Consider the following 23,968-nt stretch of genomic DNA (forward strand, 5'->3'; position numbering starts at 1 on the left):
TAAAGAAAGAATCGTGGAGGACGAATGGAGAATCGAGAAAAGCTGACGGTGATGCGCCGCGTTCGACCGGAGGAGAAGGAACGGGTGCTGACCCTGGTATCCGATGTTTTTGAAATCGAGCAAGGCATCCCGCGGGACATGGATGACATTCCTGCAGAGAAATCACCCCAGTGGTGGTGCATAGAGATTTCCGGCAGGATCGTGGGGGGAATCGTATCCTGGGAAGAACCGGAAGGACCGCATGTAGGACGCTTTGCCGTTCATCCAAGCTTTCGGCATCGCCATCTGGGCACCGACCTGCTGCGCGGGGTTTTGAGTGCACTGTTTGCTCTGGGGGCTTCGGAGGTGTACGGAGACGCTCGGGATGTGACGCTGAAAATACTTTTGAAAATGGGCGCCGAAGTTATCGACGAGCCGTACGAGTTCTACGGCAGCAACTGCACGCCGTTCCGGGTGAAGAAAAATGAGTTTATCGAGTCCCAACGGCTGAAGTAGAACGCCAAAAGAATCGGGTAAAAGAAAAATCGCAGAGCCGGAGACTTCCGACCCTGCGAATTCTTTTTTTATCGGAGCGTTGCGGGAACGTCTCACGTTGGACTATCCTTCGATATGAACCAACTGCTTGGTTTCGTTCTGCGGAAGCGCTTCGGCCTTTGGAACGGTCAGACTCAGAATGCCGTTGGTGAATGCGGCACCGATGTCCTCGCCTTTTACGGCGTCGCCCACATAGAAGCTGCGCTGGCAGCTGCCGGTAAAGCATTCCTTCCGGATGTACTTGCCGTCTTCCTTGTCTTCTTTGTTCTCCTTGTGGGAAGCGGATACGGTGAGGTAACCCTTGTCCACGGAAACTTCTATATCGTCTTTGTCGTATCCCGGAAGCTGCATATCAATCTGATAGGATTGATCCAGTTCCTTGACATCGCACTTCATGCTTGCGGTCGGCATGTAGCTTCTTCTTGCCGGAGCGTTAAAGAAATCATCAAAAAAGTCATCATTTGTAAAATCATTTGTAAATACACTAGGCAGTAACATAATTAAATCCTCCTTTTACTGACGTTATACACAATCGAAGGAGAACCGGTGGAGTCTCTCAGGGAGAACACTCCTGGTCGGAACTCATCTGTTCTCTTGTTGTAACCTTTTTCCGATTACAACTATGTTATAACTCTTTTTGTTAGCACTGTCAATAGGTGAGTGCTAATTATAGTGTGAAGAATCTGTGACGATGCGAAATGAAAAGGCGAAGAGCCGGAGCAGGCTTCCCGCTCCGGCTCTTCGCCGCTATCTCTTTAGTGTTAATTGAGGGCTGAAAAACTATTCTGCCGAGAACTGGTCCTTTCCGACGGAGCACAGAGGACACTCGAAATCCTCCGGAACGTCTTCCCATTTGGTGCCCGGTGCGATTCCGCCTTCCGGATACCCCTTCTCTTCGTCGTATTCCCATCCGCATACATTACATACGTACTTCATAATCGTACCTCCTTTTATCGATTAGTAATTCTCTGCATGAACTTCAAAGTAGCTCTGCGGGTGACTGCATACCGGACATACTTCCGGCGCCTTGGTTCCTACCACGATGTGACCGCAGTTCCGGCATTCCCATACCTTCACTTCGCTCTTTTCGAATACCTGAGAAGTCTCGATATTCTTCAGCAGCGCCCGGTATCTCTCCTCGTGGTGCTTCTCGATTGCCGCTACTGCACGAAATTTCTGCGCCAATTCCGGGAAACCTTCCTCGTCCGCGGTCTTTGCAAAACCATCATACATGTCGGTCCATTCGTAGTTCTCGCCGGCAGCGGCCGCAGCCAGGTTCGCCGGAGTGTCGTTCAACTCTGCCAATTCCTTGAACCACATCTTTGCGTGTTCTTTTTCGTTGTCCGCGGTTTTCAGGAAGAGAGCCGCCATCTGTTCGTAGCCTTCCTTCTTCGCAACGGATGCAAAATAGGTGTATTTGTTTCTCGCCTGAGATTCTCCGGAAAATGCTTCCTGCAAATTCTTTTCCGTCTGTGTTCCTGTGTACTTATTCTTAGCCATTTTCTTCCTCCTTGTTGAAATTGTGCTATTTCGTCCGGCAATCCGGGCAGATTCCTTTAAAAGAAATATCGTAATCCAGAAATTCCATTCCCCGAGGTCCCCGAACCTTCGACATCAAATCCGAAAGCGCGTCCATCTTCACATCGAAGACCTCGCCGCATCGGATGCACCGCACATGGTAGTGATCCTTCAGGGTAAAATCAAATCGATCCGGGCCGTCCGGGATTTCCACTCGGCGAATCTCGCCTTCCTCCGCCAAAATCCCCAAATTCCGGTAGATAGTTCCCTTTCCGATGTGGGGGTGATTCTTTCGAATAAATTCAAACACCTCTTCGGCGGTAACATGACTCTTCATGGTGCGGATGGCTTCCAGCACCAGATTTCGCTGTATGGTATTGCGTCGTTTCATCGAGCCTCCTTATTAGGAATGATTCTTTATAAATATAATATACTACATGAGTAAAAATGTCAAGGTAAAAATAAACTATTTTCGTACAGAATGTCCGAAGGAAAGAAGAAAACAGGCTCCGAAAGCGGAACCTGCTCTCTCATGTGTGATAATGTAATGAATGAAACTTAGGTTGGCAAAGGTACCAATAGTCCCATCACTATGCAATGCAAGGCCGGAAACGCAATTTGTCAGTGGAAGGTTGGACGCTTCCGGCGAGGCGATATATTTTTATGTACATCAATGACTACAGCGAGTCTGCAATCTTGATGTTGGCGCGGATGGCGTTGCAGCTGTCGTTGAATTTGTCCAGTTCTTCCTGCGTCAGCGGGAATTCCACGACACGCTCCACGCCGTCTTTGCCGATGATGCACGGAACGCCGGCGTAGACGTCGCGCTGGCCGTACTCGCCGTTCAACTCGGTGCTGGCCGGCATGAGAATCTTCTCATCGTGAAGAATTGCTTTTACCATGCGTGCGGCGGTGGTGGAAACGGAGTATTCGGTGGCATGTTTCCAGCTGAAGGTGACCCAGCCGCCGTGGCGACCCAGCTGCTCTACTTCCGGTCGGTCGAAATCCCAGCGAGGATCTTGTTTCGCCATCTCGTCGATGGACAGGCCATTGACGGTGACACAGGACCAGGCAGCAAACATGGAATTGCCGTGTTCGCCGAACATGAAGGCCTGAATGGAATTCGGATCCACATTGGTCTTTTTTACAATCTGGGTAACCAGTCTGGCGGAATCCAGACCGGTGCCGGTGCCCAGCACGCGGCCCTTTGGGAGGCCAAGGCTTTTGGCGATTTCTCGGGTAACGACGTCGCATGGGTTGCTGATGTTGAGAACCACGCCGTCGAAACCGGCTTTGCGAACGCGGTCCACCCAGGTGTGAACGGCGGGAATCGTGAACTTCAGCTCTCTGGATCGATCGTCGGATCCCAAGAGCAACTCAATGTGCCCGGCACTGTTAACGATTAAATCGCAATCGGCCAAATCCTCATATTCTCCGATGGACACTCTGGTGCGGTGCGGCATATGAGGAAGCGCATCCAGCAAATCCTGATATTCACTCTCCACTCTGGCGGTGTCCGTGTCCGCCAGCACCAGCTCGTCCACGATGCCCTGAATTGCCAAGCTGTACGCAACATGAGCTCCTACGTGACCGACACCGATGATTCCAACTTTTCGATTATTCATTTCCTTATCTCCTTCTATCCCTGTTATATATATTCCTTTGAACCCGCGGAGGAGTTCGCGCCCTTCGGATATCTGCGATTCCTTTGGGCTGTTCGATTGTTTTGATAAACTATATTATACTCAAGAATTTGTTAAATGCAATAAAAAATAAGCGATGTACACAAAATAAAACAAATTCTTTGTGCACATGTACAAACATATGCGGCACCCCCTGGGCGGCTGGAAGCCGCCTGCCGGCGGGCCGCAGTGAGGAAAAGTGGGCGGGACTTGGTGCAAAGGGAACGGAGTAATAAGGGTTAGTGGGGTTCCTTGCACCAAGTCCTGAACCGCGCGCCGGCGAAAAGAGGATGAAACTTGGTGCAAAGGGAACGGAGTAATAGGGGTTAGCGGGGCTCCTTGCACCAAGTCTTGAGCCGCGCGCCACCGAAAAGGCAAAAAAAAGCTGCGGCCCGAGCGAGAATCCATCTTTCTCTCCCGAAGCCGCAGCCATTTGCATCATTTTCTTTTGAAGTTGCCAAACCGACGACGTGAAGTCGCCAAGTCGACTATTTTACCTTGTACATCTCGCCGGAGTAAATCTTATCTTCCGGAATCTTCTCCCCAACATCCCGGTTCCAATCTTCCGGTGCAACATCCTCAACGGATACGGAGAGTGCTTCCGCCGGGCAGCCCAGCGCTTCCTGTGCGCACTGCAGCAGCTTGTCCGCAAGATCCTTCTTCTTCTCATCGTCCCGTCCCGGGAACATCTTTACATTAATATGTGGCATGGTGTGCCTCCCTTCCTTAATTTAAAATCCTATCACCAGTATGTCCGCAAAACCCGGTTCTGTCAATCGGATTTTCCCGTTGAGCCACGCCAACAGATTGGCTTTCCGCAATTGAGAATCTCTACCCGATACTTTTTTATTAAAAAATTTTAACTATATGAAGGATTCTTCACATAACTCGTATTGACACCGTCGGGAACCGGGTGTATTATATTCAAGAATTTTAATTAAAATATTTTATTTAAATTTCTTTACAAAAAATATTTTAACCAACAAACATACCGAAAAAATATTTCCAAATTAAAACCAAGCGAAGAAGGAGAAAAGAAAATGACATTTGACAGAGTAAAAGAAGTGATGATAGACACCCTGAGCTGTGACGAGGACAAGATTACACCGGAAGCATCCATCGCAGAGGATCTGAAGATCGACTCCCTGGATGCCGTAGAGCTGGTAATGGCACTGGAAGACGAGTTCGGCGTGAAGATTCCGGACACCGAGCTTCCGAACATGAAGCTGGTCAGCGACGTTGTTGCTTGTGTTGAGAAATATCAGTAGGTGAATTATGGACAGTCAGAAAATCGTCAAGGATCTTCTGAACGAATTCAAGGAATCGGATTTGACGGAATTTGAAATGGAGACTGCGGAGCTGCGGCTTCGGTTCGGTCGAGGCGTAAATGCCGGAAGCGGAATGGCATCCGGCAATTCCTTTGCCCAAAATAATCCGGCCGCGGAACGGGTTTCCGGCAATGCCGCTGCACCGGCAGCAAGTGCCTCGGAGACCGTAAAGGAAAACGCACCGTCGGCAAGTGCCCCGGAGAACGTAAAGGAAAATGCACCGGCGGCAGGCACCGACGACAATCTGGAACCGGTAAAAGCACCGCTGGTGGGAACCTTCTATGCGGCACCGTCTCCGGACGCCGATCCTTTTGTTCAGGAGGACCAGAAGGTATCCAAAGGGGAAACCCTGTGCATCCTGGAGGCCATGAAAATGATGAACGAATTAACCGCACCGTACGATTTGATCGTTCGCCGCATTCTGGGAGTGAATGGAGAGATGGCGGAATACAATCAGGTGCTTTTCGAGGTTGAAAAATGTTAAAGAAAATTCTTGTGGCAAACCGAGGAGAAATCGCGGTTCGCATCATTCGGGAATGTCAGGATTGCGGAATCCCCGCAGTGGCGGTGTTCTCCGAAGCGGACCGAAATTCCCTTCACACCCTGATTGCGGATGAAGCGGTTTGCATCGGTCCGGGGAATGCCTCCGGAAGTTATCTGAATATGGACAATATCCTGCAGGCGGCCATGTCCACCGGATGCGACGGCATCCATCCCGGGTTCGGTTTGCTGTCGGAGAACGCGGAGTTCGCCCGGAAGTGCCGGGAGAACGACATCAAGTTCATCGGCCCGGACGGGGACACCATCTCCAAGATGGGGGACAAATCCACCGCTCGTCAGATGATGATGAAAGCCGGGGTTCCGGTGGTTCCCGGTTCGGACGGCGCCGTGAAGACGCCGGAAGAAGCCCTGAAGGTGGCGGAACGCATCGGGTATCCGGTGCTGGTAAAAGCATCCGCCGGTGGCGGCGGCCGCGGCATGCGGAGAGCCGACTCTCCGGAAGAACTGCCCACCGCGATGGAACAGGCGGGAATGGAAGCGGCAGCGGCCTTCGGCGACGGCACCGTGTACCTGGAGAAGCTGATCATCAACCCGCGGCATATCGAAGTGCAGGTTCTGGGCGATCAGCATCATAACGTGATTCATCTGGGAGAGCGAAACTGCTCCATCCAGCGGCGGAATCAGAAGATGCTGGAAGAAGCTCCGGCCTTCGGCCTTCAGGAGAGCACCCGAAAGACCCTGTGCGAGGCGGCGGTTGCGGCGGCAAAAGCCTGCGACTACGAAGGTGCCGGCACGGTGGAATTCGTCATGGACGACCGGGAGAATTTTTATTTTATCGAAATGAACACACGAATTCAGGTGGAGCATCCGGTAACGGAAATGGTGACGGGAATTAACATCGTGGCGGAGCAGCTGCGGATTGCCTCCGGCGCGCCCCTTCGGTATACCCAGGATGAGATTCAAGTAAAGGGACATGCCATCGAATGCCGAATCTGCTGCGAGGATCCGCTGAATGATTTCGCTCCGTGCCCGGGAAAAGTGGACTTCGTGCACTTCCCGTCGGGTTTTGGAACCCGGGTGGAGAGCGCCCTGTACAGCGGTGCGGAAATCAGTCCGTACTACGATTCCATGGTGGCCAAGGTCATCGTAAAGGGAGAGAACCGAATCGGTGCGGTGCGCCGCATGAGAAGAGTGCTGGGAGAGACCATCATCCGTGGTCCGAAAACCACCCAGCCGTTACAGCAGATGATCCTCTACAACCGGAAATTCCTTCGGGGAAATTACAACACCGGTTTCATCGGAGAGGAGCTGCCGGAGCTGACGGAAATGATTCAGACGGCAGGAATGATAAAGGAGTAAAGAATGAATCCGTTTCAGGAACGAAAGGGTGTAATGAAAGCCATTCACCGGCTGGCTCACGCCAAAGAGCCGGCGGCCAAGATTCGCCGGGACAAAGAACCGGTGGAATGCCGGGCCTGCGGCGAGACCGCTATGCGGGAGGAATGGCGGGACAACCTGTATATTTGCCCCCACTGCGGAAATCACCGGGGGATGACGGCCGCATCGCGGATTCGCATCACCGCGGATTCCGGAAGCTTTCGGGAATTTGGCCGCAGCATTCGCGGCGGCAATCCGCTGGGTTTTCCCGGATATACCGAGAAGATTCAGGAGATGCGGGATAAAACAAATCTCAACGATGCGGTGGTGACCGGAACGGCAAAGGTTCACGGACGGCGCACGGTGTTGGTCGTGATGGACAACCGATTCATGATGGGCAGCATGGGCATGGCGGTGGGAGAAAAAGTCACCCGCGCCTTTGAATATGCCACGAAGAAAAAACTGCCGGTCATCGTGTTCTCCACGTCGGGCGGCGCTCGGATGCAAGAAGGCATGATGTCCCTGCTGCAGATGGCGAAGACCTCCGCGGCGGTGGCCAAACACGATGAAGCGGGGCTGCTGTACGTATCGGTTATGACTCACCCGACTACCGGCGGCGTTACGGCAAGCTTTGCGATGCTGGGAGATATCCAGCTGGCGGAGCCGGATGCCCTGATCGGTTTTGCGGGTCCCCGGGTCATCGAGCAGACCATCGGGGAAAAGCTTCCAAAGGGCTTTCAGCGGGCTCAGTTCCAGTACGACCACGGATTCCTGGATCGAATCGTGGATCGCCGCGAAATGCGGGATACCCTGGGACGAATTCTGGAGCTGCACGCGTAGGTGATTGAAGGAGCAGCAATGATGATGAAGATAACGGAACGGCGGCCGGCGGACCGGGTGCGGATTGCCCGGATGGAATCCCGGCCGACCACGAAAGAATATATAGAAGCGATGATTGAGGATTTTCTTCCCTTGGGCGGAGATCGGGCCTACTCGGAGGATGAGGCGATTATCGGAGGCATCGGAAGCTTTCACGGAATTCCGGTGACGGTAATCGGCCACCAGAAGGGCCGTTCCCTGGAGGAAAACCTGAAAAGAAGATTTGGCATGCCCAATCCGGACGGGTACCGGAAGGCCCTTCGCCTGATGAAGCAGGCGGAGAAATTCCACCGGCCGATTATCACCTTTGTGGATACCCCGGGCGCATATCCGGGAAAGGAAGCGGAGGAGCGAGGCCAGGGCAATGCCATAGCGGAATGTCTGAGGACCTTGTCCCGGGTGTCTGTGCCGGTGATTTCTGTTTTTATCGGCGAAGGCGGAAGCGGCGGCGCGCTGGCCATCGGCATCTGCGACCGGATGATTATGCTGGAGAACGCCGTCTATTCCATCCTGTCGCCGGAGGGTTTTGCCAGTATCCTGTGGAAGGACGGAACCCGGTGGGAGGAGGCCAGCGAAGTGATGCGGCTCACCGCACCGGATCTGAAGAAGATGAACGTGTGCGACGTCATCGTGCCGGAACCGGGAGAGGGAGCGCACGAGCAGCGGCCCTTCGTTTTCGCAGAAGTGGAGAAGGAAGTGGCGCAGGCGCTGACGGAGCTTCAGCGGATTCGCCGAAAGGATATTGCGGAACTTCGGTATCGGAGACTCCGGAACGTGGGGCGGGAGCTCCTTCGGGAGAATCCGTGGGATTCAGGAGAAGAACAGGAGTAATTATGGCAGGAATGAAAATCCTCGGATGGGGCAGTGCCCACGGAGACCGATGCGTTTCCAACGAGGACATGAAACAGTATGTGGATACCAGCGATGAGTGGATTCGAAGCAAGACGGGAATCGGCCAGCGGTATTTCGCAGAGAATAAAAGCAATTTGGATATGGCGGCAGAGGCCGGAGCGAAAGCAGTGGCCCGTCTGACACCGGAAGAGAAGTCGGAAATCGACGGACTGGTCGTGGCTACTTTTACGCCGGATATGGCGACACCGTCCATGGCGGCGGAAGTGGCGGGTCGGCTGGGCATTTCCGGAAAGGTGATGACCCTGGACGTGAACAGCGCCTGCTCCGGATTCGTGTACGGACTGGTGCTGGCCAACGCGCTGATGAGCAGCGGCTTTCGGCGGATTTTGCTGATTGGAAGCGAGAAAATCAGTCCCATGATGGACATGGAGGACCGGAGAACCTGCGTCCTCTTCGGCGATGCGGCGGGAGCTGTGGTGCTGGAAGCAGATCCGGACGGGGAGTTTGAGCACCTGGAGGGAACGGAACCCAACCACGATATCCTGTGGTGCGACCGATTCGATCCCAATATCCGGATGGCGGGACAGGAAGTGTATCGTTTTGCGGTATCGGCGGTGCCGGAGTGCGGAGAAGAGCTTCTGCGCCGGGCGGGCAGAACCGTCGAGGATGTGGATCGGTATATCTTCCATCAAGCCAACATGCGGATCATTCGAAGTGCCGTTCGGAAGATGGGCATTTCGGAGGAGAAGTGTTTCCTGAACGTGGAGCAGTACGGAAATACCTCCGCGGCCAGCGTAGCGGTGGCATTGGCGGAATGCCTGGAAAGAAAAGAAATCAAGCGGGGAGACCGTATGATGGCAGTGGGCTTTGGGGCCGGACTGACTTACGGCGGTGTTCTCATGACAATCTAAAGGGACAGGAGAGAATATGAAACTGAATCAGATTTTGGGAACGGAATTCCCGATTATGCAGGGCGGTATGGCTCAGGTGGCAACCGGTGCGTTCGCGGCGGCGGTATCCAATGCGGGTGCGCTGGGAATCATCGGCACCGGCGCCATGAACGGCGAGATGATGCGAAAGGAAATCGAAACCGCGAAATCCCTGACGGACAAGCCCTTCGGCGTGAACCTCATGATGATGAATCCGGACGTGGAAGAGATGGCGCAGATTATTGCGGAAGAGAAGCCGTCCGTTGTCACCACCGGGGCGGGAAATCCGGGCAAATATGTGAAGATGTGGAAGGAACAGGGCATCAAGGTGATTCCGGTGGTTTCCTCCGTAGCCCTGGCAAAGAGATTGGAGCGGGAAGGCGTGGATGCCATCATCGCGGAAGGAACGGAAAGCGGCGGCCATATCGGAGAGCTCACCACCATGGTGCTGCTGCCTCAGGTGGCGGATGCGGTTTCCGTACCGGTGATCGGTGCCGGCGGAATCGCTTCCGGAAGACAGATGAAGGCGGCGGAAATCCTGGGTGCAGTGGGCGTTCAGATCGGTACGGTGCTTCTGGGAAGCGAAGAGTGTCCAATCCATGCGAACTACAAAAATGCTCTGATTAAGGCAAAGGACCGCGCCACCGTGGTGACCGGCCGAAGCGTAGGTGTTCCGGTGCGGGTACTGAAAAACGGCATGACCCGAGACTATTTGGAGCTGGAGCAGAGCGGTGCCGAGAAGATGGAGCTGGAGAAGTTCACATTGGGTGCCCTTCGGAGAGCGGTACACGAGGGTGACGTGGACCGGGGATCGCTGATGGCGGGACAGGACGCTTCCTACATCAAGGAAATCCGTCCCCTGCGCGTGATTCTGGAAGAGATGATGAAGGAATACGAGAGCCTGTAGAGATTGCAGATGGATAGAATCGAGGAATGAATATGTACAAAAAATGGCAGGTGCCGATCATTCAAGGAGGCATGGGTGTTGGAATCTCCATGGGCTCCTTGGCGGGAGCCGTTGCCCGGGAAGGAGGCATGGGGGTCATCTCCACGGCGGTCATCGGTTTTCGGGAAGAAGACGCCTGGACCCATCCGGTGGAAGCGGGCATTCGCGCTTTGAAAGAGGAAATTCGAAAAGCCCGGGAAATCTCGGAAGGAAAGGGTGCCATCGCCATCAACGCCATGGTGGTTACCACGGAATACAAAGAGCTGGTGAACGCGGCCATCGAGGCCGGCGTGGATGCGGTTATCTCCGGCGCGGGGCTGCCCCTGGAGCTTCCGGAAATTGCGGGAGCCCGGGATGTGATGCTAGCGCCGGTGGTATCCAGCGGCCGGGCGGCGCGCTTGATCGGCCGGGCGTGGAAGAGACACGGCCGGAAACCGGATTTTATCGTGGTGGAAGGTTCCGATGCCGGCGGTCACTTAGGATTCTCCGAGGACGATCTGCTGGCTCACGAGACACAGTCGCTGGAAGACATCGTGAAGGACGTGGCAGCGTTGGATCCGGAAATTCCGGTGTTCGCCGCCGGCAGCGTTTTCGATGCCAAAGACATTCGCCGAATGACCGCCGCCGGAGCGGAGGGCGTGCAGATTGCCACCCGGTTCATCGCTACGGAAGAATGCGATGCCTCCCCGGAATTCAAAAAAGTGATTCTGGATGCGCAGGAGAAGGACCTCCGCATCATCCAGAGTCCGGTAGGACTTCCGGGAAGAGCGGTGGATTCCCCGCTGCTGCAGCGGGTGGACCGGGAAGGCCGCATCGCGCCGAAGCGGTGCCGGAACTGCATTCAGAGCTGCGACCCGAGCAGCACCAAGTACTGCATCAGTCAGGCGCTGATTCAGGCATTCCATGGCAATTGGGAGGAAGGGCTTTTCTTCTCCGGGGCCAACGTGGGCCGAATCAATGGAATGACAACGGTAAAAGAACTAATGGATGAATTGAAGCAGGGCTTCTGCCCGGAATAGGGGCGGATTCCTGCAAAGGAGTAAAGCATGAAAACAGCAGTTTTGTTCGCCGGTCAGGGCAGCCAGACCGTGGGAATGGGAAAAGACCTTTATGACAATTACGAAGAGTTTCGCCGGGTGTTCGACCTGCTGACTCCGGAGGAGCAGCAGATTGCGTGGAACGGACCGGAGGAGCAGCTCAGCGACACGGCCTACACTCAGCCGATTCTCTTGGCATTCGGTGCAGGCGTCTATGAGATTCTTCACAAGGACGGCTGGACACCGGATCTGGGCGCCGGACTGAGCCTGGGAGAATACACTGCGCTGACGGCGGCACAGGTGCTGACCCCGAAGGACGGGGTGGAGCTGGTTCGTTTTCGGGCCGAAGAGATGAAGAAAGCCGCGGCCGGTATCCGGCCGGAAATGGTGGCCATCATGGGACTGGATGCAGATCGGGTAAAAGAATGCTGTCTCCGAGCCGGGGAATCCGAAGGGGTTTCCGGCGTGGCGGAGATTACCAACCTGAACTGCCCGGGTCAGATTATCGTTTCCGGTGAAGCCGGAGCGGTGCAGCGGGCGGCGGAACTGGCGCAGGAAATGGGCGCTCGGCGCTGCATGAAACTGAACGTAAGCGGTCCTTTCCACACTTCTTATATGAAGCCGGCGGGGGACGCTCTCCGGGAGCGATTCGGACACGTGGACTGGAACGAACCTGTTTTTACCCTGATGTACAACTTTATCGGGGATGAGAAATCGGAAGGGGACGCGATCCCGGAACTTTTGGTGAACCAGGTGTCCAACGGCGTGAAGATGGAAGCCATCATTCGAAATATGCTGGCGACCGGAGTGGAACGAATCGTTGAGATTGGGCCGGGCAGCACCCTGGCGGGATTCGTTCGGAAAATTGACCGGAAGGCGGAGTGCATCAGCATCAGCTCCTGCGAGGATGTGGAGAAGGTGCGGGCGCTGCTGAAGGAAGAGGCGTAGTGATGCGGCGGAAGTGCCGATAAAGGAGAGATTATGAAGCAGACAGCGATAGTCACCGGAGGCAGCCGGGGCATTGGAAGAGCCGTGGCGGTGCGCCTGGCGAAGGATGGAATGAACCTGGTGATCAACTACCGAGGGAACAGCGCAGCGGCGGAAGAGACGGAGCGGCTCTGCCGAGAGCTGGGAGCGGAGGTACTCCTGGTGCAGGGCGATGTGTCCCGCGCAGAGGATTGTGAGAAGCTGGCGGCGCAGGCCAAAGAGGCGTTCAGCCGGGTGGACGTGCTGGTGAACAATGCGGGAATCACCCGAGACGGGCTGTTGGCACGCATGACGGAAGAGGATTTTCGGGCGGTGCTGGATGTGAATCTGGTGGGTCCGTGGAATATGATGAAGGCCGTGAACCGCATCATGATGAAGCAGCGGTACGGCCGAATCGTGAACCTGTCCTCCGTAACGGGGCTGATGGGCAATATGGGACAGACGAATTATGCGGCGGCCAAAGCTGGAATCCTGGGCATGACGAAATCCTACGCTCGGGAAGTGGCCAGCCGGGGAATCACGGTGAACGCCGTGGCACCGGGTTTTATCGATACGGATATGACGGAGGCGATGTCGGAAGGCGCCAAGGATAAAATCGTCACCGGAATACCAATGGGGCGCACCGGAAAGCCGGAAGACGTGGCGGAAGCAGTGGCTTTCCTGGCGAGCGAACAGGCCGGATACATTACGGGCGAGGTCCTGCGGGTAGACGGCGGAATGGCGATGTAGAGGCAGAGATAAGGAGAGAACAGGATGAAAAGAAGAGTTGTGATTACCGGAATGGGTGCCATTACACCGGTGGGACTTTCCGCAAAGGAGACCTGGACGAACGTTCGGAACGGCGTGGTGGGAATCGCCCCGATTGAGACGCTGGACACCGAAGAGCGGCAGGTAAAAGTAGCCGGCGAGGTCAAGGGCTTCGATCCGACGGAAATCATGGACAAAATGGAAGCCAGACGGAGTGCTCGTTTTACCCAGTTCGCCATCAAGGCGGCGCTGGAGGCTTTTGAGCAGAGCGGTCTGGACATGGCGCAGGAGAATGCCCTTCGCTTCGGTGTAAATATCGGAAGCGGAATCGGTTCCCTGCAGACCATTGAGCAAGAATACCGGAAAGGACAGAAGCGGGGCTTCGACCGAATCTCTCCGCTGTTCGTGCCGATGGCCATCGTGAACATGGCGGCGGGTTCCGTTGCCATCCGCTTGGGATTCAAGGGAAGCTGCACCTGCTGCGTGACGGCTTGCGCATCGGGCACCAACTCCATTGGCGAGGCCTTCCATGCCATCCGGGACGGATACTTTGATGTTATGGCCGCCGGCGGTTCGGAAGCCTGCATCAGCGACCTGGGGCTGGGCGGTTTCACCTCTATGAAGGCACTGACCACGGCGGAGGACCCGCTGCGGGCGTCCATTCCTTTTGACCGGGAAAGAGGCGGCTTTGTCTTGGGCGAAGGTGCCGGCGTGCTGATTCTGGAAGAGTACGAGCATGCAGTGGCAAGAGGGGCGGAAATCCTGGGAGAAATCGCGGGATACGGCGCCACCTGTGATGCTCACCACATGACCGCTCCGCTGGAAGACGGAAGCGGTGCGGCTGCCTGCATGACGATGGCGATGGAAGACGGAAATGTGCGCCCGGAGGAAGTGGGATACATCAACGCCCACGGAACCGGAACGCCGCTGAACGACCGATGCGAAACCGCTGCGGTAAAGCTGGCCTTCGGAGAGTCCGCATCCAACGTGGTGATGTCCTCCACCAAGTCCATGACCGGCCATCTGCTGGGCGGCAGCGGCGGCGTGGAAGCGGTGATTACCGCCAGCATGCTGCGGGATCAGTTTGCACCGCCAACGGCAGGCTATCAGGTGCCGGATGAAAATTGCGACCTGGACATCTGTCCGAACGAGGGGAAAGCGGTGGAGACGCAGTACGCGCTGTCCAATTCTCTGGGCTTCGGCGGACACAACGCCACCCTGCTGTTCCGGAGAGTGTAATCATAGAATCAAAGGATAAATGGAGAAAAAATGGAACTGAATTTTGAACAGATTAAAGAGATACTTCCCCATCGCAGCCCGTTCTTGTTGATTGACCGGGTAACCGATCTGGTGCCCGGCGAATCGGCGGAGGCGGTAAAATGCGTCAGCGGCAACGAACCTTTCTTTCAGGGACATTTCCCGGAAAAGGCCGTGATGCCGGGGGTGCTGATCCTGGAAGCGTTGGCGCAGACCGGTGCGGTGGCAATTTTGTCCCTTCCGGAAAACGAAGGGAAACTGGCCTTTTTCGGCGGCGTAAAGAACTGCCGCTTCCGGAGACAGGTGGTTCCCGGAGACGTACTGAATCTACGGTGCTACCTGACCCGCATGAGAGGCAGCGTTGGTTTTGGGGAAGTGGAGGCCACGGTGGACGGCGAGACGGCCGTTACCGGTGAGATTTCTTTCGCAATCGGCGAGGTGTAAGCTATACTGAATCCGTTTTTTCTGATATAATCACGGATGAGGTGAAACAAAATGCTGGAACGAAATTTTCAAAGGGTCTATAACCGATTCAAATTATCATTATACGCCCGGATTTTTAAAGAGGACCGGGACGGGGGAAAGGATTCCCTCACCACACAGGAAGTGATTTCCATGGAAATCATCAACTGCATGAACGAACCGACGGTGAACGAATTCGCCGCCATGGCCACCCTGTCCGCGCCCAATGCGGCGTACCGGGTGAACCAACTGGTGAAAAAAGGCTATATCGAGAAGGTTCAGAGCGACACGGATAAGCGGGAGTTCCATCTCCGGATTACGCCGAAATACGAAGAGGATTACGGAGATATCTTCAACTACATGAACATGGTCTGCCAGCGGATTCGGAAACGCTTTCCGGAGGAAGACGTGGAAAAGCTGGACGAAATGCTGGGCATTATCGTGTCGGAGCTGATGAAGGAAACCGATGTGCTCCGCCTGGTTGCCGGACGAGGCAGCGGCCGGGGAAGCGAGTAGCATGAGAAAATAAGCACCCTCCTTTTGCGGGAGGGTGTTTTTATGGGATGAAACCGGCCGATCGCCGAAAAGTCTCTCGGACTTGGTGCAAGGGAAACGGAGGAACAGGGTTTTGCGGGGAATCGTGCACCAAGCCTGCGCCGGCCGTTCGCCGAAAAGGCACCCGGACTTGGTGCAAAGGAAACGGAGGAATAGGGCTTTGCGGGGATTCGTGCACCAAGTCTCCGCCGGCCGATCGCCGAAAAGTCTCTCGGACTTGGTGCAAGGGAAACGGAGAAACAGGGTTTTGCGGGGGTTCGTGCACCAAATCCGTGCCGGCCGGTCGCCGCCGCGCAAAGTCCGCGCCGGCCGCACCAAAAAATAACAAAAAGCGTGAAAACACCCGGAGCCTCCGGGTCCGTTCCGCTTTTGTCGGGTCTTGCCGCCAGTCAATATTTCCTCGGTTTTGATGGTTTTAAATTCGCCGCTTCATCCTATTTCCCGGAACTGTCGATTTCTTCCTGGATGTCCTGAACCCTGCGCTGATTCATATCGGTGTAATCCTCGCTAATGCAGGTGTATTCTCGGTTGAAGAAATCGCTGTGAATCATAAAATCCGCTGTGGATCGGTTGTTGGCAAACGGCACATCGTACACATTGGCAATTCGAAGCAGCGCTTTGATATCCGGATCGTGAGGCTGGGCTTCCAGCGGGTCGCTGAAGAAAATCACCATGTCGATTTTCCCTTCCGCAATGCGGGCTCCCACCTCCTGGTCGCCGCCCAGAGGACCGCTCTTCAGCGCTTCTACCGGAAGTCCCGTGTTCTCGGAAATCAGCCGCGCGGTGGTTCCGGTTCCGCAGAGGAAATGCTGTCCCAGAATGTCCCGATTCTTCTGACACCACCGAATCAACGCTTGCTTCTTGTGGTCGTGAGCGATCAGCGCAATCCGCTTCTGCAGGCCGAGTGTTCTTGTAATATCCGCCATGTTTTTTTACCTCCTTATATGCGTTCAGTATAGCACTATTCGGAAAATGTAATATCCCGAAATTGTATTTTTGCAGAAAAATTTCTGTAAAAAAAGGGACGAAAAGTGCGGAGGCGACCGACACATTTCTGTGGAAAACTATTTCTGTTCGTCACATCATTTCTTCACAATGCGACCATTTACAAAACGCGGGATGTGGTAAAATTCTAGTGTATAGAAATGTAGAGTATTGATTTTTTATAGGGAGAATCCATGATTAACAAACTTGTGGGATTGTATTTCAGCCCCTCCGGCGACACCGCGAGGCTGACCAAAAGAGTAGCAGAGGAAATCGCGACGCGCATGGACGACGCCTGCATTGAGAACCTCTCTGTATCATATATCGATTTGCTGCGCAATCCTCTGATGGAGGACTGTACTTTTGATGAGGAAACAATTGTGGTGATTGGGATTCCGGCGTTTACCGGACGGGTGCCCCTGCCTTGTGTTAAGATGATTCAGAAAATGCACGGCAAGAATACCATGACCGTCTGCTTGGTGGATTACGGCAACAGCTCCTACGGAGATGCGCTGTACGAGTTATATACCTTTATGGAGGACCAGGGATTTTCCGTGCTCAGCGCCGGAGCATTCGTCTCCCAGCACGTAATTTTCAAAAAAATAGCGGCGTGCCGTCCGGACGTCCGAGATCTTCAGAAGGTAAAGGAATTCTGTGAGCTTACCTCCCGCAAGCTGCACCGATTCTGCGGCACCATGATTCAAGAGCTGCGGGCGAAACCGGCACCGCTGAACATCAAGGGGTCCATTCCCCACAAAGCCCCTCTGCGCTTGCCGCTGCACCCGACGCCCAACAAGCACTGCACCAATTGCGGAGCCTGTGCACAGATTTGCCCCATGGGGGCCATTAATCTGAGGGATGTGCGAAAGGTGGATGTGCGGAAGTGCATTTCCTGCACCGCTTGCATCCGGGCATGTCCGGAAGGGGCGCGGGATTTTCACGGACCGATGTGTGCGGCTTCCGGCTTGGCGCTGGAGAAGCTGTATAGCAAAAGAAAGGACCCGGAGTGGTTCCTGTAAATATTGAATACAATCTGCGGCAATCGGAAGCCTCCGGTGCTGCGGATTTATTTTTTTATTTATTTTTTTACAAAAATAAACATAAAGCATTGTTAAAAAAACCATTGACAGGAGAAAAACAGGGGTTTAGAATACAAGTATACAATTTTAAAAGAAGGGGGCGCATGGTGCCCGAACAGCGTAAGAGGTAAGAGATATGAATGAAATTAAACTGAACGAGCGGACCCATCTTTTGCAGGAAGAGCCGTACAGCTATCAACTGCAGGATGTGGAAGAGCCGAATTTGATGCGGGAGTTCTTCGAATATACGGAGATTCCGAAAGTTTCGTTCAACTTCCGGCGGAGCCCGTACAATATGCCGGAGAATATATGGATTACGGATACCACTTTCCGGGACGGACAGCAGTCTCGGGAGCCGTATACCGTGCAGCAGATTGTGGATATCTACAAAATGATTTCCAAACTGTCCGGACCGAATGGCATTATCCGGCAGACGGAGTTTTTTGTATACAGCGACCGGGACCGGGAGGCCATCGAGAAGTGCATGGACCTGGGATTGAAGTTCCCGGAGATCACCACGTGGATTCGGGCGAAGAAGGAGGACTTTAAGCTGGTGCACGATATCGGCGTAAAGGAGACCGGCATCCTGGTAAGCTGCTCAGACTACCACATTTTCACGAAGCTTGGAATGACAAGACGGCAGGCCATGGAGCATTACCTTTCCGTAATCAACGATGCCTTTGAGGCCGGCGTGGTGCCGCGGTGTCACCTGGAGGATATTACGCGGGCGGATTTCTACGGATTCGTGGTGCCGTTCGTGAGAGCCATTCAGAAGATGTCGGAGCAGGCGAAGATTCCGGTGAAATTCCGCATGTGCGATACTTTGGGATACGGAATTCCGTATGTGGGAACGGCGCTTCCGCGAAGCGTACCGGGCATCGTCTACGGCATGCAGAACTACTGCGATGTGCCCAGCGAGATGCTGGAGTGGCACGGCCACAATGACTTCTACAAAGCCGTAGCCAACGCGGCCAGTGCATGGCTGTACGGATGCGCTTCGGTGAATACCACCCTGTTCGGCATCGGAGAGCGTACGGGAAATGTCCCGATGGAAGCCATGGTATTCGAGTATGCACAGCTGAAGGGAACCTTGGACGGGATGGACACCACGGTAATCACCGACCTGGCGAGATACTATGAGAAGAAGATCGGATTCAAGGTACCGCCGCAGACTCCTTTTGTGGGAGAGAATTTCAACGTGACCAAAGCGGGCATTCACGCAGACGGATTGCTGAAGAACGAAGAAATCTATAATATTTTCGACACCAAGAAATTCCTGAAGCGTCCGCCGCTGGTTTCCTTGAACCAGAATTCCGGTGCGGCCGGCGTGGCGCTGTGGATTAACGAATCCTACGGACTGGAGGGAGAACACCGGGTCGGCAAGCACAGTCCGGTGGTGAAATACGTGAAGAGCTGGATCGATGAGCAGTACGCCAACGGCAGAATGTCCATCATCAGCGGAAAAGAAGTGGACAAGAAGATTGATGAATTTATCGCCTCCGATATGGGGACAGAAGGAGAACAGTAAAAATGGGTAAGACAATTGCGGAGAAGATTATTGAGCAGCATCTGCTTTCCGGGGAAATGAAGCCCGGGGAAGAGATTGGTCTTCGAATCGATCAGACGCTGACCCAGGATGCCACCGGAACCATGGCGTATCTGGAGTTTGAATCCATGGGCGTGGATCGGGTTCGCACAGAACGGTCTGTGGCTTATATCGATCACAATACATTACAGTCCGGTTTCGAGAATGCGGACGATCACCGGTACATCCAGAGCGTTGCGGCGAAGCACGGCATCTGGTTCTCCCGTCCGGGAAACGGCATCTGCCATCAGCTGCAGTATGAACGCATCGGAAAACCGGGAAAGACACTGATCGGTTCCGATTCCCACACACCCACCGGCGGCGGTCTGGGTATGCTGGCCATGGGTGCCGGCGGAATGGACGTGGCGGTTGCCATGGGCGGCGGTGCGTATTACATTCCAATGCCTCGCATGATTCGGGTGAACCTGAAGAACCGGCTGGGCGACAATGTGAGCGCCAAGGATGTGATTCTGGAAGTGCTGAGACAGCTGTCCGTAAAAGGAGGCGTGGGTGCCATCGTGGAGTACGGTGGGGAAGGAATTCAATCCCTCAGCGTGCCGGAACGGTGCACCATCACCAATATGGGTGCGGAGCTGGGGGCCACCACCTCGATTTTTCCATCGGATGAGGAGACGCGGAAGTTCCTTAAAGCCCAGAACCGGGAAGAAGATTGGATTCCGCTGTTCAGCGATGAAGATGCGGTATACGCAGCGGAGTATACCATTGATTTGAGCGAGCTGAAACCGCTGGCGGCATGCCCTCACAGCCCGGACAACGTGAAGCCGGTGGACGAATTGAAGAAAATAAAGGTGGATCAGATTGCCATCGGATCCTGTACCAATTCCTCCTATGCGGATATGTTGAAGGTAGCCAGAATGCTGAAGGGAAAGAAAATCGCCGACGGCGTCAGCCTGGGAATTTCCCCGGGGTCCCGCCAGGTGCTTTCCATGCTGGCGGAGTGCGGCGCTTTGACGGATATGATTGATGCCGGTGCCCGGATTCTGGAATGCACCTGCGGTCCATGCATCGGAATGGGCTTCTCCCCGAATTCCGGCGGCGTGAGTCTGCGGACCTTTAACCGAAACTTCCTGGGCCGCTCCGGAACCAAGGACGGACAGGTGTACCTGGTGAGCCCGGAAACTGCAGCGGCTTCCGCTCTGACGGGATATATCACGGATCCGACGACCCTGGAATCCGTTGGAAAGGTAGAGATACCGGAGCAGTTCCGGATTAACGACAGTGGTTTTATTCCGCCGCTGCCGCCGGAAGAGGCGAAGGATGCGGAAGTGCTTCGGGGACCGAACATCAAGCCGTTCCCGGAAACCCACCCGCTGGAAAATGAAATTCAGGCGGAGGTCCTCCTGAAAGTGGGCGACAACATCACCACGGATCACATCATGCCGGCGGGCGCCAAAGTGCTGCCGTACCGTTCCAACATTCCGAAGATTTCCACTTTCTGCTTCGGCGTAGTGGACGAAACCTTCCCGGAGCGGGCCAAAGCGGCGGGCAAGGGAATCATCGTGGGCGGATCCAACTACGGTCAGGGATCTTCCCGGGAGCATGCGGCATTGGCGCCGCTCTACCTGGGCATTCGGGCGGTAATCGTGAAGAGCTTTGCTCGAATTCACATGGCCAACCTGGTGAATGCAGGGATTCTGCCGCTGGTATTTGAGGACCCGGCGGACTACGATCGGATCCGGCAAGGCGACGTGCTGACCCTTTCGGATATCTTCGAAGGGTTGAAGGAGAACCGGGTGATTCTTCACGCCGGGGAAAAAGAAATTCCGCTGCGAATGGAGCTGGCGGAAAGGCAGAAGGAAATGCTCCTGGCCGGCGGATTGCTGAAATATGCGGCAGCGACGGGTAAGCAGAGATAAAAGGGAAAGAAGGAAAGACAGTGGACTGCGGAGTTGAAAAGGATATTCAGAAAGCGGTAGCGGAATTTGAAGTGCTGCTGCGGGAACAGGTAGCGCGAAATGAACGGATTCGGAAGAGTCGGGAATCCGCCGGAAACGGCAAAGAAGAAGGCCGGGGCGTGACCATCGGTCTGACGGCGGGAGACGGCATCGGGCCGGTCATCATGAAAGAAGCCCGGGCAGTGCTGGAAAAACTGCTGGCAGAGGAACTGGCATCGGGTGAGGTGCGCCTTCGGGAAATCGATGGCTTTACCCTGGAAAACCGGCTGGAGAAGGGACAGACCGTTCCGGACGAAGTGTTGACGGAGATGCGGCAGTGCGACGTGCTGCTGAAAGGACCCACCACCACACCGAACGCATCCATGAATACCAAGAATCTGGAAAGCGCCAACGTGTACCTGCGGAAAACCTTTGATCTGTATGCCAACGTGCGCCCGGTTTCCATTCCGGAGGAGGGCATCGACTGGACCTTCTTCCGGGAAAACACGGAAGGGGAATACGCGTTGGGAAGCCGCGGCATTCGAATCGGCGACTCCTTGGATGTGGATTTCAAGGTGACCACCCGGGAAGGAACCCTGCGAATCGCTCGGGCTGCCTTCGATTTCGCCCGGGCCAACGGAAAGAAGCGAGTGTCCATCGTGACGAAGGCCAATATCATGAAGAAGACAGACGGTGACTTCCTTCAGATTTGCCGGGAGGTGGCGGAGGAATATCCGGAAATCGAGACGGACAACTGGTTCGTGGACATCATGGCGGCCAACCTGGTGAACAAGGATATTCGAAACCAATTCCAGGTGTTCCTGCTGCCGAACTTGTACGGGGACATCATCACCGATGAAGCCGCGCAGATTCAGGGGGGCGTAGGCACCGCCGGAAGCGCCAACATCGGAAGGGATTACGCCCTGTTTGAAGCCATTCACGGAAGCGCTCCGCGCATGGTGGAAGAGGGCATCGAAGGCTATGCCAATCCGGCCAGCCTGATGAAGGCGACGGCGATGATGCTGGCCCACATCGGATATGTGGAAAAAGCGGAACGTCTGGAAAAAGCTTTGGATGCGGCGGATGCGAAGCTGGGATCGAAGATGACCGGACTTCCGGGCGGCGGAACCTGCCGAGAGTTTGCGGACGAGGTGCTGGAGGCGCTGTAGGCAAGGTGTCGGAAATGTTCGCCTTCCCAAAAACTCTTTTTGTGGTACAATATTCCTCGTGAATATAAAGAGGAATGGGAGCGATTGATGATACATAATTTTATCGTGTGCTTAAATGCAGTCATCCCGCTGGTGCTGTATCTGGTGGTGGGAATGCTGGTGCGAAAATACAGCGTGCTGACGGAAAAGGATGTGCGGAAATTCAACAAGATGGTATTCGCGGTGTTTTTTCCGGCGCTGATGTTTGAAAATCTCTATTCGGCGGATATTTCGGAAGCCTTCGACGGACGGCTGATTCTTTTTGCCTGCCTCTTCGTTCTGGCAGTGTGCGGAATCACCTGGGGAATCGTAGTTCGCATGGACATACCGGACCGAACCCGGGGCGCCATGATTCAGGCGGTGTACCGGAGCAACTTCATCCTCATGGGGCTTCCGGTGGCGGAGAACATCTACGGCAAGGGCTGCGTGTCGGTGACGGCGGCGCTGATCATGTTCGTGGTGCCGCTGTACAACTTCTTGGCGGTCATCGTGCTGGAATACTTCCGGGGCGGCCGGGCGAATTTGAAGTCCGTGCTGAAAAAAATCTTGACGAACCCGATCATCCTGGGTGCGGTGGCGGCGATTCTGGCGCTGGCGCTGAACATTTCGGTGCCGTCTGCGGTGAACAAAACCATCTCCGGAATGTGCGATGCCACCACGCCGATTGCCATGATTCTGCTGGGCGCATCCTTCAACAAGAGCAGCGTTCATGCGGGCAAAAAAAATCTTACGATATGCGTTCTGGCCCGGCTGGTCATCGTACCGGCGATTGGCTTGGGGCTTGCGGCGATGCTGGGCGTCCGAGACGTGGCGCTGGTTTCCCTGATTGCCATGATGGCGGCGCCACCGGCAGTTTCCTCCTATACCATGGCGGAGGCGATGGACTCCGACGGCGAGCTTGCGGGAAATGCGGTGATTTTTGCCACGCCGCTGTCCTGTGTGACCATCTTCCTGTGGCTGTTCCTGTTCAAGAGCTTGGGAATGTTTTAAACAAAAAGTCTGTTTTTCACAGGCTACCTATTGAAAACTGCATTTTTGGCGGAATAGAACGACCGAAGTCAACGAGACGAAAAGAGCTGCGGCGGCAGCTCTTTTTCTATTCCCGATTCCGGGCGCACGGGCTCCCCTGTTGGCGCCTTGCTCCCCGCAAGCCCTTTCGCCTTCGTCAGGCCACGCCAACAGAGGCACCGTTTCCCCGGCGCACGGCCTTTCCTGTTGGCGCCTTGCTTCCCGCAAGCCCTTGCGCCTTCGTCGGGCCACGCCAACAGAGGCACCGTTTCCCCGGCGCGCGGGCTTCCATGTTGGCGCCTTGCTTCCCGCAAGCCCTTGCGCCTTCGTCGGGCCACGCCAACAGAGACGCCGTTTCCCCGGCACGCGGCCTCCCCGGTTGGCGCCTGCCAGCCGGCAAAGCCAATAAATTCGGTTTTCGAGCGCGAACCCTGGAACGGAAGGAAGCGGAAAAGCAGCCCGGACTCAGGTTCGGTTCGCGCCTGCCAGCCGGCAAAGCCAATGAATTCGGTTCCCGAGCGCGAACCCTGGAACTGGAAGAGGCGGAAAAGCAGCCCGGACTCAGGTTCGGTTCGCGCCCGCCGGCCGACAAAGCCAATGAATTCGGTTTCCGAGCGC

At 55.1% G+C, this 23,968-nt stretch carries 26 protein-coding genes; 19 read left to right on the forward strand and 7 right to left on the reverse strand.

The features are described from left to right. The first annotated feature begins 24 nt into the window (after positions 1-24). A complete protein-coding gene (locus PUE40_RS04945; protein WP_277672077.1) occupies positions 25-495 on the forward strand; it encodes a GNAT family N-acetyltransferase in 471 nt (156 codons plus the stop codon). A 102-nt stretch (positions 496-597) separates the two neighbouring features. Here the strand turns inward: PUE40_RS04945 and PUE40_RS04950 are convergent, their stop codons facing one another. The 6 genes from PUE40_RS04950 to PUE40_RS04975 all read right to left on the reverse strand — a co-directional run bounded on the left by PUE40_RS04950 (position 598) and on the right by PUE40_RS04975 (position 4,444). Further along, positions 598-1,032 (reverse strand): Hsp20/alpha crystallin family protein, encoded by a 435-nt coding sequence (locus PUE40_RS04950; RefSeq protein WP_154553871.1) that lies wholly within the window; start codon positions 1,030-1,032, stop codon positions 598-600. Between the two features lie 282 nt (positions 1,033-1,314). Beyond that, positions 1,315-1,470 carry a rubredoxin gene (locus PUE40_RS04955; protein WP_277672078.1) on the reverse strand — a complete coding sequence of 52 codons (156 nt, stop codon included), beginning with the start codon at positions 1,468-1,470 and terminating at the stop codon, positions 1,315-1,317. A gap of 21 nt (positions 1,471-1,491) precedes the next feature. Then, on the reverse strand, positions 1,492-2,034 hold the full coding sequence (gene rbr, locus PUE40_RS04960) for a rubrerythrin (RefSeq protein WP_277672079.1): 543 nt from the start codon (positions 2,032-2,034) through the stop codon (positions 1,492-1,494). A gap of 25 nt (positions 2,035-2,059) precedes the next feature. Next, a complete protein-coding gene (locus tag PUE40_RS04965) occupies positions 2,060-2,443 on the reverse strand; it encodes a Fur family transcriptional regulator (protein WP_277672080.1) in 384 nt (127 codons plus the stop codon). Between the two features lie 286 nt (positions 2,444-2,729). Then, entirely contained in the window at positions 2,730-3,677 is a 948-nt protein-coding gene (locus tag PUE40_RS04970) for an L-lactate dehydrogenase (protein WP_277672081.1), read from the reverse strand. A 545-nt stretch (positions 3,678-4,222) separates the two neighbouring features. Further along, complete coding sequence (locus PUE40_RS04975; protein ID WP_154553877.1) at positions 4,223-4,444, reverse strand: tautomerase family protein; 222 nt, start codon at positions 4,442-4,444, stop codon at positions 4,223-4,225. 330 nt (positions 4,445-4,774) lie between these two features. Between PUE40_RS04975 and acpP the strand changes: the two genes are divergently transcribed. From acpP to PUE40_RS05040, 13 genes are read left to right on the forward strand one after another with little or no spacing between them, the layout of a single operon-like run. Then, positions 4,775-5,002: an acyl carrier protein gene (gene acpP / locus PUE40_RS04980; RefSeq protein WP_154553878.1), complete on the forward strand. Its 228-nt coding sequence runs from the start codon at positions 4,775-4,777 to the stop codon at positions 5,000-5,002. Positions 5,003-5,009: 7 nt separating this feature from the next. Beyond that, positions 5,010-5,546, forward strand: coding sequence for an acetyl-CoA carboxylase biotin carboxyl carrier protein (locus tag PUE40_RS04985; RefSeq protein ID WP_277672082.1), 537 nt, complete (start codon positions 5,010-5,012; stop codon positions 5,544-5,546). Then, positions 5,540-6,922, forward strand: a complete 1,383-nt coding sequence (gene accC / locus PUE40_RS04990) for an acetyl-CoA carboxylase biotin carboxylase subunit (protein WP_154553880.1) — start codon at positions 5,540-5,542, stop codon at positions 6,920-6,922. The genes PUE40_RS04985 and accC overlap by 7 nt, the downstream gene beginning before the upstream one ends. 3 nt (positions 6,923-6,925) lie before the next feature. Beyond that, on the forward strand, positions 6,926-7,780 hold the full coding sequence (gene accD / locus PUE40_RS04995) for an acetyl-CoA carboxylase, carboxyltransferase subunit beta (RefSeq protein WP_330681544.1): 855 nt from the start codon (positions 6,926-6,928) through the stop codon (positions 7,778-7,780). A gap of 18 nt (positions 7,781-7,798) precedes the next feature. Further along, positions 7,799-8,650, forward strand: a complete 852-nt coding sequence (locus PUE40_RS05000) for an acetyl-CoA carboxylase carboxyltransferase subunit alpha (protein WP_277672083.1) — start codon at positions 7,799-7,801, stop codon at positions 8,648-8,650. Positions 8,651-8,652: 2 nt separating this feature from the next. Further along, positions 8,653-9,582, forward strand: a complete 930-nt coding sequence (locus PUE40_RS05005; protein WP_277672084.1) for a beta-ketoacyl-ACP synthase 3 — start codon at positions 8,653-8,655, stop codon at positions 9,580-9,582. A 16-nt stretch (positions 9,583-9,598) separates the two neighbouring features. Next, positions 9,599-10,507, forward strand: a complete 909-nt coding sequence (locus PUE40_RS05010; RefSeq protein ID WP_277672085.1) for a nitronate monooxygenase — start codon at positions 9,599-9,601, stop codon at positions 10,505-10,507. Positions 10,508-10,539: 32 nt separating this feature from the next. After that, complete coding sequence (locus PUE40_RS05015) at positions 10,540-11,565, forward strand: NAD(P)H-dependent flavin oxidoreductase (protein WP_277672086.1); 1,026 nt, start codon at positions 10,540-10,542, stop codon at positions 11,563-11,565. A gap of 27 nt (positions 11,566-11,592) precedes the next feature. Continuing rightward, on the forward strand, positions 11,593-12,531 hold the full coding sequence (locus PUE40_RS05020) for an ACP S-malonyltransferase (RefSeq protein WP_154553886.1): 939 nt from the start codon (positions 11,593-11,595) through the stop codon (positions 12,529-12,531). Between the two features lie 33 nt (positions 12,532-12,564). Then, entirely contained in the window at positions 12,565-13,299 is a 735-nt protein-coding gene (fabG, locus tag PUE40_RS05025) for a 3-oxoacyl-[acyl-carrier-protein] reductase (RefSeq protein ID WP_277672087.1), read from the forward strand. Positions 13,300-13,323: 24 nt separating this feature from the next. Continuing rightward, the gene (fabF, locus tag PUE40_RS05030; RefSeq protein ID WP_277672088.1) at positions 13,324-14,556 is read left to right on the forward strand and encodes a beta-ketoacyl-ACP synthase II; all 1,233 of its coding nucleotides are present in this window, start codon (positions 13,324-13,326) and stop codon (positions 14,554-14,556) included. A 30-nt stretch (positions 14,557-14,586) separates the two neighbouring features. Further along, positions 14,587-15,018: a 3-hydroxyacyl-ACP dehydratase FabZ gene (gene fabZ, locus PUE40_RS05035; protein WP_277672089.1), complete on the forward strand. Its 432-nt coding sequence runs from the start codon at positions 14,587-14,589 to the stop codon at positions 15,016-15,018. Between the two features lie 51 nt (positions 15,019-15,069). Continuing rightward, positions 15,070-15,552: a MarR family winged helix-turn-helix transcriptional regulator gene (locus PUE40_RS05040; protein WP_154553890.1), complete on the forward strand. Its 483-nt coding sequence runs from the start codon at positions 15,070-15,072 to the stop codon at positions 15,550-15,552. A gap of 473 nt (positions 15,553-16,025) precedes the next feature. Here the strand turns inward: PUE40_RS05040 and PUE40_RS05045 are convergent, their stop codons facing one another. Beyond that, on the reverse strand, positions 16,026-16,517 hold the full coding sequence (locus PUE40_RS05045; RefSeq protein WP_277672090.1) for a methylglyoxal synthase: 492 nt from the start codon (positions 16,515-16,517) through the stop codon (positions 16,026-16,028). A 252-nt stretch (positions 16,518-16,769) separates the two neighbouring features. Here PUE40_RS05045 and PUE40_RS05050 point away from each other — a divergent pair, with 252 nt between their 5' ends. From PUE40_RS05050 to PUE40_RS05070, 5 genes are all read left to right on the forward strand, one after another. Further along, complete coding sequence (locus PUE40_RS05050) at positions 16,770-17,594, forward strand: 4Fe-4S binding protein (protein ID WP_277672091.1); 825 nt, start codon at positions 16,770-16,772, stop codon at positions 17,592-17,594. Between the two features lie 196 nt (positions 17,595-17,790). Continuing rightward, positions 17,791-19,182, forward strand: coding sequence for a beta/alpha barrel domain-containing protein (locus PUE40_RS05055; protein WP_277672092.1), 1,392 nt, complete (start codon positions 17,791-17,793; stop codon positions 19,180-19,182). Between the two features lie 2 nt (positions 19,183-19,184). Continuing rightward, positions 19,185-21,116 (forward strand): aconitate hydratase, encoded by a 1,932-nt coding sequence (locus tag PUE40_RS05060; protein WP_277672093.1) that lies wholly within the window; start codon positions 19,185-19,187, stop codon positions 21,114-21,116. A gap of 20 nt (positions 21,117-21,136) precedes the next feature. After that, a complete protein-coding gene (locus PUE40_RS05065; protein ID WP_277672094.1) occupies positions 21,137-22,303 on the forward strand; it encodes an isocitrate/isopropylmalate family dehydrogenase in 1,167 nt (388 codons plus the stop codon). Positions 22,304-22,390: 87 nt separating this feature from the next. Then, the gene (locus PUE40_RS05070) at positions 22,391-23,332 is read left to right on the forward strand and encodes an AEC family transporter (protein WP_154553895.1); all 942 of its coding nucleotides are present in this window, start codon (positions 22,391-22,393) and stop codon (positions 23,330-23,332) included. Positions 23,333-23,968: the final 636 nt, after the last annotated feature.

The organism is Mogibacterium kristiansenii, from assembly GCF_029224645.1.
Classification (GTDB): Bacteria; Bacillota; Clostridia; order Peptostreptococcales; family Anaerovoracaceae; genus Mogibacterium_A; species Mogibacterium_A kristiansenii.

Bases quoted from the DNA above. Each gene is read 5' to 3' on its own strand.
- PUE40_RS04985 (WP_277672082.1), top strand. From the start codon at position 5,010: ATGGACAGTCAGAAAATCGTCAAGGATCTTCTGAACGAATTCAAGGAA.
- accC (WP_154553880.1), top strand. From the start codon at position 5,540: ATGTTAAAGAAAATTCTTGTGGCAAACCGAGGAGAAATCGCGGTTCGC.
- PUE40_RS05020 (WP_154553886.1), top strand. From the start codon at position 11,593: ATGAAAACAGCAGTTTTGTTCGCCGGTCAGGGCAGCCAGACCGTGGGA.
- fabZ (WP_277672089.1), top strand. From the start codon at position 14,587: ATGGAACTGAATTTTGAACAGATTAAAGAGATACTTCCCCATCGCAGC.
- PUE40_RS05010 (WP_277672085.1), top strand. From the start codon at position 9,599: ATGAAACTGAATCAGATTTTGGGAACGGAATTCCCGATTATGCAGGGC.
- acpP (WP_154553878.1), top strand. From the start codon at position 4,775: ATGACATTTGACAGAGTAAAAGAAGTGATGATAGACACCCTGAGCTGT.
- rbr (WP_277672079.1), bottom strand. From the start codon at position 2,034: ATGGCTAAGAATAAGTACACAGGAACACAGACGGAAAAGAATTTGCAG.
- PUE40_RS05050 (WP_277672091.1), top strand. From the start codon at position 16,770: ATGATTAACAAACTTGTGGGATTGTATTTCAGCCCCTCCGGCGACACC.
- PUE40_RS05000 (WP_277672083.1), top strand. From the start codon at position 7,799: ATGATGATGAAGATAACGGAACGGCGGCCGGCGGACCGGGTGCGGATT.
- PUE40_RS04975 (WP_154553877.1), bottom strand. From the start codon at position 4,444: ATGCCACATATTAATGTAAAGATGTTCCCGGGACGGGACGATGAGAAG.
- PUE40_RS05070 (WP_154553895.1), top strand. From the start codon at position 22,391: ATGATACATAATTTTATCGTGTGCTTAAATGCAGTCATCCCGCTGGTG.
- fabF (WP_277672088.1), top strand. From the start codon at position 13,324: ATGAAAAGAAGAGTTGTGATTACCGGAATGGGTGCCATTACACCGGTG.
- PUE40_RS05045 (WP_277672090.1), bottom strand. From the start codon at position 16,517: ATGGCGGATATTACAAGAACACTCGGCCTGCAGAAGCGGATTGCGCTG.
- PUE40_RS05055 (WP_277672092.1), top strand. From the start codon at position 17,791: ATGAATGAAATTAAACTGAACGAGCGGACCCATCTTTTGCAGGAAGAG.
- PUE40_RS04945 (WP_277672077.1), top strand. From the start codon at position 25: ATGGAGAATCGAGAAAAGCTGACGGTGATGCGCCGCGTTCGACCGGAG.
- PUE40_RS04950 (WP_154553871.1), bottom strand. From the start codon at position 1,032: ATGTTACTGCCTAGTGTATTTACAAATGATTTTACAAATGATGACTTT.
- PUE40_RS05005 (WP_277672084.1), top strand. From the start codon at position 8,653: ATGGCAGGAATGAAAATCCTCGGATGGGGCAGTGCCCACGGAGACCGA.
- PUE40_RS05040 (WP_154553890.1), top strand. From the start codon at position 15,070: ATGCTGGAACGAAATTTTCAAAGGGTCTATAACCGATTCAAATTATCA.
- fabG (WP_277672087.1), top strand. From the start codon at position 12,565: ATGAAGCAGACAGCGATAGTCACCGGAGGCAGCCGGGGCATTGGAAGA.
- PUE40_RS04970 (WP_277672081.1), bottom strand. From the start codon at position 3,677: ATGAATAATCGAAAAGTTGGAATCATCGGTGTCGGTCACGTAGGAGCT.
- PUE40_RS04955 (WP_277672078.1), bottom strand. From the start codon at position 1,470: ATGAAGTACGTATGTAATGTATGCGGATGGGAATACGACGAAGAGAAG.
- accD (WP_330681544.1), top strand. From the start codon at position 6,926: ATGAATCCGTTTCAGGAACGAAAGGGTGTAATGAAAGCCATTCACCGG.
- PUE40_RS05015 (WP_277672086.1), top strand. From the start codon at position 10,540: ATGTACAAAAAATGGCAGGTGCCGATCATTCAAGGAGGCATGGGTGTT.
- PUE40_RS04965 (WP_277672080.1), bottom strand. From the start codon at position 2,443: ATGAAACGACGCAATACCATACAGCGAAATCTGGTGCTGGAAGCCATC.
- PUE40_RS05060 (WP_277672093.1), top strand. From the start codon at position 19,185: ATGGGTAAGACAATTGCGGAGAAGATTATTGAGCAGCATCTGCTTTCC.